Here is a 16,901-nt window from a genome sequence, read left to right on the forward strand (position 1 = left end):
CTGTATAAACAGTTATAAATATAACATATCGTCAGCAAAACCATTCACATTAATACAATATAATCGCCATTACAAATGTAACATTACTTACGATTTGAAAGCATAAATATTGTTAATCCGTATATTTATAACTATATTATACAGACTAAAATAAATTCGAATGTTAATCCTGTTTAATTTGAGTTACAAGAACCTTGTCAATCCTTGCCCCATCCATATCAACTACTTCGAAGTTAAAACCGTTCCATTGAAGAGTTTCCCCACTCTGAGGTACATGTTGAAGATGTTGGAGTATAAGTCCTCCAAGGGTATGGAAATCCGATACTTCGAACAGCTCCGGACGGTTGAAATAATTAAGAAAATCGTACATAGGGCACTGTCCGTCAACCAACCATCCGTCGTTATTGACTCTCTTGATAATGTCCGGTTCATCATCGGCATCATCTACAGTTCCAACCAATCCTTCCAGAATATCTTTCAGCGTTATAATACCGGTACATGCCCCAAACTCGTCACATACAAGAGCACGGCTGATTTTCTTCATCTTCATTTGTTCCAAGACCTTATATACATTCATGTTCTCATGAAAGAACACTGCATTCTGGGTCAAAGATACCAGATTGAAATCATCTTCATTCAAATGTAATACCAAATCCTTCAAATGAATAACACCTTTTACATGATCAAGATCGCCATCGGCTATAGGATAGAACTCATAAAGATTGTCGCTTACTATAGTTTTCACATCATCCACAGTCATATCTGTGTCCAACCATACTATATCCGACTTATGTGTCATAATAGAGCTGACTTTCAAATCACCTAAAAGGAACACTCTCTGCATGATATCCTGTTCCACAGGCTGTACTTCGCCGTCTTCAGCTCCTTCTTTTATTATAGACTTGATCTCTTCTTCCGTCACCTTGTTATCCTCTTCTTTTACACCAAGGAGATTGAAGATAATCTCAGTGCTCTTTGCAAGCAGCCATACGAAAGGAAGTGCAATGACTGAAAGAACATTCATAGGCTGTGCCATTACCTTTGCAGCCTTTTCTGCCATACTCATACCTATACGCTTAGGTACGAGTTCACCAAAAATGATAGTTAGATATGTAACTACTACTACGATTATACCTTGAGCCAATCCGAATGCATAAGAAGATGAAACTCCCCATGATTTCATAGCCTCAGTCAGATCGACTGCAATCTGGTTTCCGGAATAGATACCGGTGAGGATTCCTATAAGAGTAATACCAATTTGTACTGTTGAAAGAAACCTGTCTGGTTCATTAGCAAGTTTTAGAGCTGTTTTTGCCGATTTGTTTCCGTTTTTAGCGTCAGCGGAAAGACGTGATTTACGGGCTGAAATAAGTGCTACCTCGGACATTGCGAAAACTCCATTAAGCAATATCAACCCGATAATAATAAAAATTTCGTTCATATATATATTAAATGTTTTCAACAGCAAAAATAATAGATTGTTCACGCTTAACACAAATTAATAACATTCTATTAGAAAGTTTTAACAATATGTTTATTATCAATTTTGAGCTATACCTAAAAATAATTAGATACACCGCAAAAACAGTAAGAAATATACCTAAAAATTGCGATTGCGACAAAAAGCCTATGACAGTAACTTTGCATCCGGAATTAAAGAATCAGAAAATATATTTATAAGGTATTAGTTTATGGGCAAAACACTGTGGAGTCAGTATTTTAAATTTTTATTTCTGTTTACCGCTATGGCTTTTTGTTTAACAGCCAAAGCTGAAGTCCGGAAAATTATCCTGTCCGGAACAGTAAAATCGACAGACAAGAATCCTGTAGATTTTGCAACGGTTTATCTGAAGAACACCAACTTCGGATGTACCACTAATGAAAAAGGTGAATACACACTTAATGCTCCTGCTGGAGAATACACTCTTGTTGTTTCAGCAATAGGTTTCGAGACATACGAAAAGAATGTAACAATAAGCAATCAAAATTACAATCACAAAGTAACATTGAAACCGTCTGTAACAGAACTGGACGAAGTGGTTGTAGTGTCGAACGGTGTAAGTCGTCTCAAGCGCTCGGCGTTCAATGCAGTGGCTGTAGATACAAAGGATATGAAGAACAGCACGAAGAGCCTTAGCGATGCACTGGCCAAAGCTCCGGGTATGAAGCTCAGGGAATCAGGTGGTGTAGGTTCGGACATGCAGATGATGCTCGACGGATTTAGCGGCAAACACGTAAAGATCTTTATAGACGGTGTTCCACAGGAAGGTGTTGGAAGCTCGTTCGGCCTCAACAATATTCCAGTAAACTTTGCCGAAAGAATAGAAGTATATAAAGGAGTAGTTCCGGTAGGGTTCGGTTCGGATGCCATAGGAGGAGTTATCAATATAGTAACAAACAAAAAAAAACGTAACTGGTTTCTGGATGCTTCGTACTCATACGGTTCGTTCAATACACATAAATCGAACGTTCATTTCGGACAGTCTTTGAAAAACGGATTTACCTACGAAATAAATGCTTTCCAAAACTATTCAGACAATAATTATTACATAGACGGTCCGATAAAGGATTTCGAAACAGGAAATATAAATGCCGGAACAGGCAGAGTAAAAAGGTTCAATGACACTTATCACAACGAAGCTGTCATCGGGAAAATAGGAGTCGTGGACAAGATATGGGCAGACCGCCTTATGTTCGGATTTACCTATTCAAACATGTACCAGGACATACAGACCGGCGTGCGACAGAATATTGTCTATGGAGAGAAACACAGGAAAGGTCACTCGTTTATGCCTTCTGTGGAATATAGAAAAAGAGACCTTATAGTTAAGGGGCTTGAACTGACACTGACAGGAAATTACAACAGGAACACTACTTATAATGTAGATACTGCAGCCTACGAATACAACTGGCTGGGCGACAAAAAACTGATGAATTCCCGTGGCGAACAGTCTTATCAGTATTCGCGTGCAGACAATGACAACTGGAACAGCACACTTACACTGAACTACAGAATAGGCAAGGCACATTTCATCACATTTAATAATGTGTTCAATGCATTCAGACGCGAAAACACTTCCCTACTGACAAAGGAAGAACAGACAGATCCGATAGACAAACGTACAAGAAAAAATATCAGCGGACTTTCATACAGACTGATGATGTCGGAAAGATGGAATTTTTCAGCTTTCGCAAAGCAATATTTGCAGTATGTGTCAGGTCCGCAAGCCACAGACTCCAATAATTCAGACTTTGTGCGTACAGACAGAAAAGTAAGCTCAACAGGCTACGGAGCGGCAGGTACATTCTTCGTAATACCTTCATTGCAGATAAAACTCTCGTATGAAAAAGCCTACCGTCTGCCTACCATTGAGGAAATGTTCGGTGATGAAGATCTGGAAATGGGTGATGTAAGTATTCGCCCTGAGAGCAGTGACAATATAAATCTGAATATAAGCTATAACAAGACTTTTGGCAAACATAGTATTTATCTGGAAGGTGGACTTGTATATCGTGATACAAAGGATTATATACAGAGAAACATTGCCGACCTCAGCGGTGGCAAAATGGCTGCAACATATATCAACTACGGAAAGGTTCTTACCAAAGGAGTTAATGCTTCAATAAGATACGGATTCAGCAATTGGCTGAGTATCGGAGGGAATTTCACCCGAATGGATGTAAGGGACAATCAGGAAATGGCAATAGGTACCAACCAGCCTAATCTGGCTTACAAGGAACGTATGCCAAACATACCTTATATGTTTGCCGATTCGGACATAAACCTATACTGGCACAACCTGTTTGAAAAAGGTAACACACTAACCTTTACTTACGACAACCAGTATCTGCACAGCTTTTCATACTATTCGCAGGTAATAGGCTCAAGCAGCGATTACATAGTACCAAATCAGTTTTCGCACAACATAAGCCTTTCATACAGCATGAAGAAAGGAAGATACAACATCTCCTTCGAATGTCGCAACCTGACGGATGAAAAGCTATACGACAATTTCAGTCTCCAGAAAGCAGGAAGAGCTTTCTACGGAAAACTGAGAGTATATTTCGGAAAATAAATGATAAATATAAAACGAGTAAAGATATGAATAAAAAGAATTTCATCAAAAGCGCAGCTATCGTATTTGGAATAGCTGTTTCTGCCGCATCTTGCACAGAAGAGAATATCGGTAACGATAATAATAACAACAATTCAAAAGGACAATACGTAATAGCCGCATCCGTTACAGCATCAGGAAATACCACCAACGTACTTCTTACAGCCTCATCGCTTGATGAAGGGACTGTATCAACGAAAAACAACGGCCTTGTGAACGACGGAGCCACACAGTGGATATACTATAACAACCAGTACCTTTACGGACTGGCATACAATCAGGGGAATGCAGGTGTAACCACATCATTCATCCTTGATGCAAACAATGATATCAAAAAGAGAAACGGCGAATTCGCTATCAGACGATTTACAACTTTCGGCACATACGGAAAGTACATCATGACTACATCTACAGGCGACGGACCTACAGAGTGGAACGACGAGAACGGTTACACTCCGAAATCATTCCTGATTTCTTATCTTGATGCAGCAGGAGAAAAATACACCACAAACGATACTAAAAACGAAAAGTATCTGTCGGAAAATTTCCTTGGCAACGGAGAATATGTAACCTTAGCCGGCATTCTTGAAAATAACGGCAAAATATTTTCTGCAGCTATTCCTATGGGACTGAGCCAGTATGGAACAAAATTTGAGAATGGGAAATGGGTTTTGCCAGGCAATGAGGATTTGATAAAGACAGAAGCAGGCGGTAGCGGAAGCAGCTCATACAAGAAAGATGAACTGCAATGGACCCAATACCCGAATGAATGTCACATAGCAATATTCAGTGACGAGAGTCTTACAGAAAAGAAAATCATAACAACAGACAAGATAAGCTATGCGGCAGGAAGGATGAAATCGCAGTACTACCAGATGGTATGGAGTGCAGGCAACGGTGATATTTATGTATTTTCACCAAGTTATGCCAAAACAATGACAGACAACCGCCAGCAGACTACACTACCTGCAGGAGTAGTTAGAATACCTGCAGGAACAGAAAGCTTTGACGATTACTACTGCAACATCGAAGAACAGACAGGTGGAAAATCATTCATGCGCTGTTGGCCTATTGCTGACGATTATTTCCTTTTGCTAATGTATGACCGTCCATTCTCCGAAACAGGATATACAGCAAACCAGCTTGCAATCTTCAAAGCAGAAGACAAGAAGATTACTTACGTATCAGGAATGCCTTCTGACATAAGCGGATTCGGCAACACTCCATACGTGGAAAACGGAAAGGCATATATTGCCGTAACTACTACGTCTGGTTATCCGGCTATCTACAGAATTGATCCTGCCACAGGAGCTGCCACAAAAGGACTAACAGTAGAAGCAACACAACTTTCGGGTGTTGGAAGACTTAACATAACTGAATAAAAAAAATTAAAAGACTGGAATGAAAAAACTACTATACAAAATACATCTATGGCTATCCATACCGCTTGGAATAATAATCACAATAATCTGTTTCACCGGAGCCACACTTGTATTCGAACAGGATATCACACGTGCCCTCAACAAGTACCTTTATCAGGTGGAAATACCGCAGGGGAAAGAAAGGCTGAATCCTTCCAAAGTCATAAATATCGTCCAAAAGAGACACGGCGAAATGAAGATTTCATCCGTAAGCATCCCCAAAGCAGCAGATGCTACATATCAGATAAGTTTCAGTAACGGAGGAAAGAAAGTACTTTTCGTCAACCCTTATACCGGAGAAAGCATAGGATGGTCAAAATCATATCCTTTCTTTCAGACAATGAGGAAACTGCACAGGTGGTTCCTTGATGTTCCTAAGAGTAAAGGCAGCATGTCAACCGGTAAACTTATAGTAGGGATTTCCACTATAGCAATGACAATAATCCTCATAAGCGGGCTGGTAATATGGATTCCACGCACACGTAAGGCTCTGAAGAACAGACTTACAGTAGCTTGCGGCAAAGGTACAAAACGACTGATGTACGATTCGCACGTAGCACTCGGCTTCTATGCCACAATATTCCTACTTCTTATGGCACTGACCGGACCTACATGGTCGTTCGGTTGGTATAGAGAAGCTGCTTACTCACTCCTTGGAGCCGAACCTCAAGCCCAGAGCCAACAAGCCGGACACGGACACAGTCACGGGCATGATGACAAAAAAGATAGCGGCAAGACAGAACGCAAACAGGAAAATGCCATAGCATACGATGCTGCCCTAAAGGAAATACGAAGTCTCTACTCTGAATACTACTATATCAAACTGAGCAAAAACGAAGCTACTGTATCACTGAACAAAAACGGATACAGGAGTAAGTCGGACAATGTAAAGTTCAACCCGAAGACCGGACAAATAACCGAAATCAGGAAATTCGAGGATAACAGTGTGAGACAGAACCTCAGAGGACTGATTTATTCGCTGCACGTAGGTACATGGGGCGGTCCTGTTACCAAAATCCTATATTTCCTGGCTGCACTGATAGGTGCCACTCTCCCACTGACCGGATACTATCTTTGGCTTAAAAAGAAGATGAGGTAACAAAACTCCAAACATCAAATCAGAAAGTTAGTAACGAGCTAACATATTCTATAAATATAACTTGTGTTTATATAAATTACAGTGTGGTTTGTATAAACACAAGTTGTATTTTTATAAACCACACTGTGGTTTATAGAAAATAAGCTGAAGAAAATACTTTTTCGACGACAGTATTTAAATATAAAACCGTACAAGGTGTCCGTTTTCGGACACCTTATTTTTTTGTCTTCCACTGATAATCAACGGATTAATATTTTGGCACACATCTTGCATAATAAAAAGCGTCATAACGAACAATTTTATTCAAAACAGATTATTATGGATAGAGAAATACCAAAAGATGTACTGAAAAAGGAACGTAACAGACGGATTTTAAAATATGGAGGTATAGGAGGTGGTTGCATTGCCCTCATCCTAATACTGTTTTCCCTGATGCGCAGCAGTGTGAAAGAAAAAGACCTGGTATTCTCGGAAGTGAGCAAAGGTACTATAGAAGTTAGTGTCAGCGCTTCAGGAAAGGTGGTTCCCGCATTCGAGGAAATTATCAACTCCCCTATCAACACACGTATATTGGAAGTATATAAGAAAGGTGGAGACAGCGTAAATATAGGTACACCTATTCTTAAACTGGACCTGCAGAGCGCAAAGACAGAATACGACAAGCTGCTGGATGAGGAACAGATGAAACGCTATCAACTGGAACAGCTGAAAGTGAACAACAGTACGTACCTGAGTGACCTTGAAATGAAAGTAAAGGTGGCTGAAATGAAACTGAACCGCATGAAGGTGGAACTGCGCAATGAACGTTATCTCGACAGTCTGGGTTCGGGTACCATGGACAGGGTTCATCAGGCAGAACTGAATTTCGAAACAGGAAAGCTGGAATTGGAACAGCTGCATCAGCAACTCGCCAATGAACGAAAGGTCAAGGCAGCCGACCTGAAGGTAAAACAACTGGAATATGAAATTTTCCTTAAAGGACTTGCCGAGACAAAACGTACGCTTGACGAAGCACAGATACGCTCACCACGCAAGGCTATTCTGACGTATATCAACAATCAGATTGGAGCTCAGGTAAACGAAGGTTCGCGTATAGCAGTCATTTCCGATTTGAGCCATTTCAAGGTTGAGGGTGAGATAGCCGACACATACGGCGACCGTGTTGCAGCCGGCGGAAAGGCTGTAGTAAAGATAGGTAGTGAGAAACTTGAGGGCCAGGTGAGCAGTGTGACACCGCTTTCAAAGAACGGAGTCATTTCATTTACCGTTCAACTGGAAGACGACAGTAACCGCCGTCTCCGCTCAGGACTGAAAACAGATGTGTATGTGATGAATGCCGTAAAGGAAGATGTGTTGCGCATTGCCAATTCAAGCTATTACGTCGGGCGTGGCGATTATCAGCTTTTTGTACTTGACGGTTCAGATGAGCTGGTAAAACGAAAAGTCCGTCTGGGAGATTCCAACTTCGAATATGTGGAAGTGGTGTCAGGTCTTCAGCCCGGTGACAGAGTTGTTATTAGCGACATGAGTCAGTATAAAAACAAGAACAAGTTGAAACTAAGAAAATAAATACAGCGATAAGTATGATAAGGAATTACTTCAGACAAGCATGGACACTTGTCAGACAACACAAACTTTTTACCGGTATATACGTGGTGGGTACTGGTTTGTCCATTGCGCTGGTAATGACTCTCTTCATTATCTTCTACGTAAAATTCGGTCCTGTCTATCCGGAGTATAACAGGGATAGGACACTGGTAGTCAAGCCGATAAAACGCTATCCGAAGGGTAAACCCGAAAACTGGAGTATCAACGGCGGTATGGCTTATTATGTAATTGATGAAATGCTTGTAGACCTGCCCCATGTGGAGTTGGTAGCCGGTAGTATGTTTGATTTTTGGGGAAATTATCAGGTGTCTGCTACGGGTGTAAAGCCTTTCAAGGCAGTTCCCCGTTTTGCCAACGAAGACTTTTGGAAACTCTTTTCTTTCCGTTTCATCGAAGGCCACCCTTTTACACAGGAAGATGTTGAAGCCAAGTCACCGGTAGCCGTCCTTAGCGAATCACTGGCCAGACGTCTGTTTGCTACGGTCGAGGGAGTAACGGGACGTCATTTCGGTTTCAATGGACGTGATTACCGTGTGTGTGGTGTGATACAGGACGTATCCAATGCTACACCAGAAACGGCAGGAGATCTTTGGCTGCCATTGCTCAATGCACAATACATCCGGAAAGAGTTGGACCGTATGGGATTGCTGGGTAATGTGTACGCTTACCTGTTGGTTGACGATAAGGCGAATATTGAAAAGGTACGTAGTGAGGTACAGGATGTGTTCCGCCGGTATTCACAGCAGGACAAAGACTATGAATACGACCTGATGGGACAACCGGACATATATTGGCTCAGCACCTTCCGTCAGGATTTGGATAAGGTACCGGACACTATGGATCTAGCTAAAGATTTTCTCTATATCCTGCTGGCTTTACTTTTCATTCCGGCACTGAACTTGAGTGGAATGATTTCTTCGCGGATGGACAGCCGTATTTCAGAATTGGGACTCCGCAAGGCATACGGAGCTACCCGTCGATGTTTGTTGGAGCAGGTACTTTGCGAGAATCTCCTGTTGACCTTATTGGGAGGACTGATGGGACTGGTATTCTCATATTTGATTGTATTGACGGCCAGCGACTGGATTCTGACACTATTCGACAAGAACATTTACGATACCTCCCTTTCCACTTCGTTCACGGTAGAGATGTTGTTCAATCCTGCGGTATTCGGTATTGCCTTGGCCGTGTGCGTTGTGCTCAATGTGGTGTCGGCGCTTGTCCCTGCTTTGTATGCGCTGCGACATACCATCACAGAATCGTTGAACTCGAAAAGATAAAATGTAATGATACGAACTATTTTACACCAACTATGGAACCAGCGCCGTCAGAACGGCTGGATATTCTTGGAATTGCTGGTTGTCAGTTTTTTCTTATGGACGGTTATCGATCCTATCTATGTATTGACCGCCAACCGTGCTATCGACCGTGGCTATAATCCCGAAGGACTTTATGTGGTGAACATCGGCATGTACGACGTGACGAACGGGAACTTCAATCCCGATATGGCTTCCGACTCTATGAATCTGGTGGCTTACCATCGTATCGCCCGCATAGTGCGTGAGCAGCCTGAGGTAGAGTGCTGGTCCATTTCCGCAAACCAAAGTTTTCCTAACAGCAACTCGTGGAGCGGAACACAAGTTTTTGCCGATACCGCCTCTTTACACAAAAAAGAAGGCTACGTACATGCCCAGTGGTACAATTTCATAACACTTGATGGTAGCAATCTGCTCCGTACCTACGGCATGAAAGATGTCCGTACGGGCGATGATATCCGGTTACCCGAACAGACTCAAGGAAAAGTCTTCATATCTGAACTGTTAGCCCTACGTCTATTTGGTACAGCAGATGCAGTAGGGAAAAAAGTTTATGAGGACGATGAACCTTCAGAAGTAGCAGGTGTATTCCGTGACTTCAAGCACCGTGATTACGAACAGCCTTATCCGCTCATTGTACGCATGTATGATGATATGCAAGGAAGTCCTTATATGGCGTGGATGTATCCTTTTGTCATCCGTCTGAAACCAGGTGTAGACGAATCAGCCTTCATACAGCGTTTCCAGCAGGAAGTGGGGCCTCAACTATCCATTGGCAATTTCTATTTTGACAGTCTGAAAAAATTTTCAGACATGAGTGAGGCCTATGCGATGGCAAGCGGTGTCACCAACAAGCTCCGCCTGCAATATGCCTTGACTGGTTTCGCCCTGCTTTGCATCTTCTTGGGTATGGTGGGAACCTTCTGGATTCGTAGCAATGCCCGTCGGGAAGAGATAGGTGTTATGCGTAGTATAGGAGCATCGCAAAGGTGTATTGTGCGACAATTCCTTATCGAGGCATGGTTATTATTGACAACAGCTTTCGTGCTGGTCATTCCTTTCTTGCTTTATCATGCGTATATCAGTGGTATGTATGCGGTAGAAATGAGGAGTTATTTCGTACCGAATCCGGAATACTGGCAGAACCGTTTCGGCTTCCACTTCTCAATAGTTCTGATAATCAGTTATCTGATATTGCTGATAATTGCGCTGATAGGCACATATATTCCGGTTGTACGGGCTGCACGCACTTTGCCGGCAGATGCTTTGAGAAATGAATAAAGATTTATAATAAAAAAACATATAACTAACAATTAAATAACAACAGACTATGAACATGATTGAACTGACAGGAATCAACAAGATTTACCGTACTAATGAAATAGAGACACAGGCCTTGGAAAATGTAAACCTGAATGTGGAAAAAGGTGAATTTCTCAGTATTATGGGACCTTCCGGTTGTGGAAAATCAACATTGCTGAACATTATGGGACTGCTGGACGCTCCTACAAGCGGAACTATTAAAATAGCAGGAACAGTAGTAGAAGGGATGAAAGACAAGGAACTGGCTGCTTTCCGCAACAAGAACCTGGGATTTGTGTTCCAGTCGTTCCATCTTATCAATTCATTGAATGTGATTGACAATGTGGAACTTCCACTTCTGTACAGAAACGTATCGGCAAAAGAACGCAGACATCTGGCGGAAGAGGTTCTGAAGAAAGTAGGACTGAGCCATCGTATGCGACACATGCCTTCACAACTATCCGGCGGTCAGTGCCAGCGTGTTGCGATAGCACGCGCAATTATCGGAAACCCTGAAATAATACTTGCCGACGAGCCGACTGGAAATCTGGACTCAAAGATGGGTGCTGAAGTAATGGAACTGCTACATCAGCTCAATAAGGAAGACGGACGCACGATAGTGATGGTTACACACAACGAAGAACAGGCAAAACAGACTTCAAGAACAGTACGTTTCTTTGACGGACGTCAGATAGGATAAAATACCAAGAAACTTCTATATGATAAAAACATACTTTAAACAAGCCATTGAATTGATGAGGCAGGACCGCTTATTCAGTACTCTTTACATTACAGGAACAGGCCTTGCCATTGCAATGACGGTTATCATGGCTGTAATTTACTATGTAAAGCTGGCACCGGTGTATCCCGAAGGAAACCGGAGCAACACTTTATATTTGACTAATGCCATGTTTCATTCGGAAAAAGAGAAATCCAACTTGAATGCAGGCCTAAGTTATCGTGCATTACAGGAATGGATATATCCTCTAAAAAACGTTGTAGCGGTTTCAGCCCATTTGGGAAGAGGAATGTCTGGAGCCGGATATATCCAGCCAGCTGACCGTAGCGGAGATTTTCGCCCGGCATTAAAGCTGGTAGACCCTGCTTTTTTCCGTATCTATCCATTGCGTTTTGTAGATGGCAATCCATTCACTGATTCTGATTTGGAAAGCGGAATACGAACTGCTGTCATATCGGATGATCTAGCCCGACGACTTTTCGGAAGCACAGAGGAAATAGTGGGACGTTCGTTCACACTTGACTATATCGACTATCGTGTGTGTGGAGTAGTCCGTGGAGCAAGCTACCTTACAAATGAATCGTACGCACAGGTCTATCTACCCTATTCGGTTATTCCGAATTATAAGAAACCACTCACCGAAAGGTTTCCTTATTGCGGTCAATATAACATTACTTTCCTTGTTAAAGATGATGCTCAGGCTGATGCCCTACGTGCCGAAATAAAGGAACTGACAAGACGTGTAAACCTGGAATACAAGGATTCCTGGAGTATAGATTTGTGGGAACAACCCACTTCACATTTTGTAAGTGTTTTTCAGGAAATCCCATCAGATGTCAGATTCAGTTTCTGGAAATCGGCAGGATATCTTATAGTCGTGGTATTGGTACTGTTGTTGGTACCTGCCCTGAACCTGAGCGGACTCATTGCCAGCCGTATGGAAAGCCGTCTGCTGGAGATGGGTGTCCGCAAGTCATTCGGAGCCAACAGAGGAGCACTTCTGTCGCAGGTTATGTGGGAAAATCTCTTCCTTACCGTAGCAGGCGGCATTATAGGACTGATTGTGGCATGGACAACCGTCTATCTGGGACGTGAATGGATTTTCACTCTACTCAGCGACTGGCCGACAGCCACTCCTGAAGATGCAAATCTATATGTGTCCGGCGAAATGCTTTTCGCACCTGCAGTGTTTGGCATAGCCTTTCTGCTCTGCCTTTTGCTGAACCTTCTGTCAGCATTACTCCCAGCATGGATGTCGCTCCGTAAACCTATTGTATATTCTCTTTACGAAAAAAGATAATATTATGCTAAAACTTATACTTAAGAACTTATGGTCCCGTCGCCGTAACAACGGTTGGCTTATGGCTGAACTGATATTGGTAGCTGTACTTTCGTGGATTATATTCGACCCTGTCATTGTTGTTACATACGACCGTCAACGTCCACTTGGTTATGATGCAGACCGTCTATGCATGGTGTCAGTAGCCATGCTCCAGCCACAAGCCCCAGGCTATGATCCCCAAAGCACAGATTCAGCTTCTCTGATGCAAGCATACATGAATATTGTTGAACGTACACGGCAGCATCCGGATGTAAAGAATGCCACTCCTATGGTTTCTTTCGCATATCCATGCTCAATAGGAAGCAGCAGCTCAGTTCTGACAGCAGAAGGTGATTCTACAGATTTCAACATCATGAATATTTACTTCTGGCCACATACCAATTTCTTTGAAACATACGGTTTCAAGCGTGGAGAAGGCAGCATGACAGAAAGCCAACTTTCCGACTATACCTATAAAGAGTCCGATATAATACTGACAGAAGATGCTTTGGAAGGCATGTTTCACACCAAGACTTATAACAGACAGCGTTGTTGGGAGGCAGAGGGAAAAGATACCATATATATGTCAGTTGTGGGTACTGTAAAACCTTTCAAATATGCCAATGACCTTCGTCCTTTACCGACAGTATTCATTCCAGAAAGTCATCCTGATATTCTTGATAATCTGGAAGATATGCATATTGTAGTCCGTATAAAAGACGGAATCAGCATGGAACGCTTCCTTCATGATTTCAAGCCATGGATGCTTCGTGAAATGCGGGCGGGCAATCTTTATGCACGCGACCTTCAATCGTATGACGATCTTATTGCGGATAGCGAATTTTACAGCAGCACTTCACTATATCGCCGAAATCTGAGTGTAGCGATGTTCTTCCTTATCAATCTTTGCCTCGGTGTAATAGGCACTTTCTGGCTACAGACACGTACACGACGTGAAGAAATCGGGGTAATGCTGTCGTATGGAGCTACACCACACAACATCCGACGGCTACTGCTTGGCGAAGGTGTGGTACTGACAACCATAGCTACACTTATAGGATGCATAATATATATGCAATATGGTCTCAGTGAAGGGCTACATGAGGTCAGCAGCTATATCAATGCCACAACACAGCCATGTTGGATTGACAATTTCGGGCAACACTTCCTTATAGTATCATTCATCATCTATATCATCCTGCTTCTGGTAGTACTGACAGGTATCTATATTCCGGCACACCGTATAAGTAATATTGCACCTACAGAAGCTTTGAGAGACGAATGAAACAATAATTGTAAAAAATCAAAACAGAATTTGAACAATGATTAAACAATATTTTAAACAGGCGATATGGCATCTGCGTGAGAATCCGGTCATCAGTTGGATTTCCATACTTGGTACAGCACTTTCCATCTGTATGATTATGGTGATTGTCATTACCATACGAGCACGCATAGCCGATTGTGAGCCTGAAATAAACCGAAGCCGCTCATTATACGTTCCAAATATGTCTTATCGTGCCAAGGGTAATACAAAAGGAGGTTCAGCAAACTCGAGAATGTCTGTACAAACTGGCCGTGAGTGTTTCAAACCGCTGACAACAGCAGAGAGCGTTACACTTATTTCAAAGATAAGTAAAGTACGAACATCATTACCAGCCGGCAAAAAAATGACAGCGGATATGGTTCAGACAGACGAAGCTTTCTGGAAGGTATTCAGTTTCCGTTTTATAGACGGTAAACCTTTCACAGAGGCCGATTTAAACAGCGGATTATCAAAAGCTGTAATAGCAGCATCCGTAGCACGACATCTGTTCGGACACACCAATGTAACAGGGAAGCATCTGGAATTAAATCATGTAGATTTTCAAGTATGCGGTGTTGTAGCAGATGTATCTACACTGGCAACCGAGGCTTATGCCCAGGTATGGATACCTTACACTGCCGGCAATGCAGAAGCAGAATCATGGGGATATAACCTTATGGGGCCGATGCGAGCAGTTATTCTGGCTCATGACAATGACGATTTTTCTGCCATCCGCGAAGAATGCGAACGCTTGAGACAAAAATACAATGACGCTCAGGACGGTGTGGAAGTCTTTTATCGCGGACAGCCGGATACACAATTCGTACATCTGTACCGTTCATGGTCGGAAGTTCCGGATATACAAGGAGTAATCATACGATATATAACTGTTATACTGGTTCTGCTTGTCGTACCTGCTATCAACCTGAGTAGCATGACACTATCACGTATGCGCCGTAGAATATCAGAAATAGGAGTACGCAAAGCTTTTGGGGCCACTGAAAATGAATTGTTATGGCAAGTATTCGTTGAAAACCTGATACTGACATGCATGGCCGGCATTCTAGGACTGGCATTAAGTTACGCGGCTACTTTCGTACTGAATGATTTTCTTTTCGGAAATTCCACCAATGCATATTTCACCGGAGAAACAACTCTTACTGCAGGAACTTTGCTCAACCCCTGGATATTCCTGATTGCATTTGCATTCTGTCTCCTGATGAATACGCTTAGTGCCGGAATTCCGGCATGGCGTGCGTCAAGAATGAATATCGTAGAAGCCATTAACGGGCGAATTTAGGTAAATAGACTTTTATTCTTGGTCAGTTTACTGACTGATTACACTTTACTTACTTCAAAACTAAAAAATTGATTTATGAGAACTATATTCCGACAACTAAAGAATGAATGGCGAAGCAACTTCCTGTTGGGAATTGAATTGCTGGTCGTATTCGTTATATTGTGGTATATCGTTGACTGGTGTTGCGTGACGGCACGTGTCTATTTTTCGCCAATGGGATTCGATACAAATCATTGCTATTGCATAATGCTGAACCGCCTTACACCGAACTCAGCCCTTTACGATGCAGAACGTACTCCTGAAAACGATATTGACGATTTACTGGAAATAGCCGAACGCCTGCGTCATCGTCCGGGTGTGGAAGAAGTGGCAATCTCGCAAAACAGTATTCCTTACGGAGACGGCAGCAATGGCATGACAGTATGTGCAGATACTGTACAAATCAATGCCATGCGCCGCTGGGCACAACCTGACTTTATACGCTTATTCCGTATCAAAGGTGTGGCCATTCAGGATATGAATGGAAAAACAGTCTATACAAATAGTTCTGATTCACTGGCTTCAGTTTTAACCCCCAATACCATCATACTGTCACGTAACGTAACTAAAGCCTACGAGGAACTTCAATTACCGGACGCTACTCCCTTGCTGGGACAGCAGTTGCCATTATGGGTACCTGACAATGAATTCCGTATGCGTGTAGCCGGTATTGCAGAGCCTTTACGCTGGAGTCACTTTGATACTTCCGACCAGTGGGGAGGACCTTTCATCGCCACAGATCTTCCACGCAACGTAATGATAGAATTCGGAAATCCGGCCTACCTGCAATTAAGCGTGCGCGTAAAACCAGAAACAGACCACAATTTTATAGAAACGCTTATGGATGATGCAGACAGACTATACAGAATAGGAAATGTATATATCCTTAATGTATTGCCATTTTCTGTATTACGTACAATTGAAGAAATAGAAGATGTAAACGAAGTCAAGTCACAACTCTGTATTTTGGGATTCCTGATGCTGAATATCTTCCTTGGTGTTACGGGTACATTCTGGTTCCGCACACAGCATCGCCGTAAAGAAGTTGCACTCCGTATGGCCATGGGAAGCACCCGTAAAGGTGTTTTCATACGCCTGATAAGCGAAGGACTACTTTTATTCACCATCGCAATGATACCTGCAGCATTAATCTCGCTGAATATCGGTTTCTCAGAACTGGTGGAAGTCAAACAATTACCGTTCGACACTATCCGTTTTCTGCAAGCATGGGCTTTCACTGTCCTTCTCATGGCTCTGATGATTGTTATGGGCATCTGGTACCCAGCACGCCGGGCCATGAAGATACAACCCGCCGAAGCATTGCACGATGAATAA

12 protein-coding genes are annotated in these 16,901 nt (G+C 42.5%); 11 read left to right on the plus strand and 1 reads right to left on the minus strand.

Annotation, left to right across the window (positions count from 1 at the left end; translation table 11 throughout):
- Nucleotides 1–163 precede the first annotated feature (163 nt).
- Nucleotides 164–1,441, minus strand: a complete 1,278-nt coding sequence (locus tag Q0486_RS09050) for a hemolysin family protein (protein ID WP_299232224.1) — start codon at nt 1,439–1,441, stop codon at nt 164–166.
- Nucleotides 1,442–1,745: 304 nt separating this feature from the next.
- On the opposite strand from Q0486_RS09050, the gene Q0486_RS09055 reads away from it, so the two are divergent.
- The 11 genes from Q0486_RS09055 (at nt 1,746) to Q0486_RS09105 (ending at nt 16,901) form a co-directional block, all read left to right on the plus strand.
- Nucleotides 1,746–4,076: a TonB-dependent receptor gene (locus tag Q0486_RS09055; protein ID WP_299232225.1), complete on the plus strand. Its 2,331-nt coding sequence runs from the start codon at nt 1,746–1,748 to the stop codon at nt 4,074–4,076.
- 26 nt (nt 4,077–4,102) lie between these two features.
- On the plus strand, nt 4,103–5,497 hold the full coding sequence (locus tag Q0486_RS09060; protein ID WP_299232226.1) for a DUF4374 domain-containing protein: 1,395 nt from the start codon (nt 4,103–4,105) through the stop codon (nt 5,495–5,497).
- Between the two features lie 19 nt (nt 5,498–5,516).
- A complete protein-coding gene (locus tag Q0486_RS09065; protein WP_299232227.1) occupies nt 5,517–6,635 on the plus strand; it encodes a PepSY-associated TM helix domain-containing protein in 1,119 nt (372 codons plus the stop codon).
- 318 nt (nt 6,636–6,953) lie between these two features.
- The gene (locus Q0486_RS09070; RefSeq protein ID WP_299232229.1) at nt 6,954–8,204 is read left to right on the plus strand and encodes an HlyD family efflux transporter periplasmic adaptor subunit; all 1,251 of its coding nucleotides are present in this window, start codon (nt 6,954–6,956) and stop codon (nt 8,202–8,204) included.
- Nucleotides 8,205–8,218: 14 nt separating this feature from the next.
- Nucleotides 8,219–9,523, plus strand: a complete 1,305-nt coding sequence (locus Q0486_RS09075) for an ABC transporter permease (protein ID WP_299232230.1) — start codon at nt 8,219–8,221, stop codon at nt 9,521–9,523.
- A 6-nt stretch (nt 9,524–9,529) separates the two neighbouring features.
- The gene (locus Q0486_RS09080) at nt 9,530–10,840 is read left to right on the plus strand and encodes an FtsX-like permease family protein (RefSeq protein ID WP_299232231.1); all 1,311 of its coding nucleotides are present in this window, start codon (nt 9,530–9,532) and stop codon (nt 10,838–10,840) included.
- 55 nt (nt 10,841–10,895) lie between these two features.
- Nucleotides 10,896–11,561 (plus strand): ABC transporter ATP-binding protein, encoded by a 666-nt coding sequence (locus Q0486_RS09085; protein WP_299232289.1) that lies wholly within the window; start codon nt 10,896–10,898, stop codon nt 11,559–11,561.
- 19 nt (nt 11,562–11,580) lie between these two features.
- Nucleotides 11,581–12,900 carry an ABC transporter permease gene (locus tag Q0486_RS09090; RefSeq protein ID WP_299232233.1) on the plus strand — a complete coding sequence of 440 codons (1,320 nt, stop codon included), beginning with the start codon at nt 11,581–11,583 and terminating at the stop codon, nt 12,898–12,900.
- A gap of 4 nt (nt 12,901–12,904) precedes the next feature.
- Nucleotides 12,905–14,206, plus strand: coding sequence for an FtsX-like permease family protein (locus tag Q0486_RS09095; RefSeq protein ID WP_299232235.1), 1,302 nt, complete (start codon nt 12,905–12,907; stop codon nt 14,204–14,206).
- A 37-nt stretch (nt 14,207–14,243) separates the two neighbouring features.
- Entirely contained in the window at nt 14,244–15,527 is a 1,284-nt protein-coding gene (locus Q0486_RS09100) for an FtsX-like permease family protein (RefSeq protein WP_299232237.1), read from the plus strand.
- A 75-nt stretch (nt 15,528–15,602) separates the two neighbouring features.
- Entirely contained in the window at nt 15,603–16,901 is a 1,299-nt protein-coding gene (locus Q0486_RS09105) for an FtsX-like permease family protein (protein ID WP_299232238.1), read from the plus strand.

This window comes from uncultured Bacteroides sp. (genome assembly GCF_937912035.1).
In the GTDB taxonomy this organism is placed as follows: domain Bacteria; phylum Bacteroidota; class Bacteroidia; order Bacteroidales; family Bacteroidaceae; genus Phocaeicola.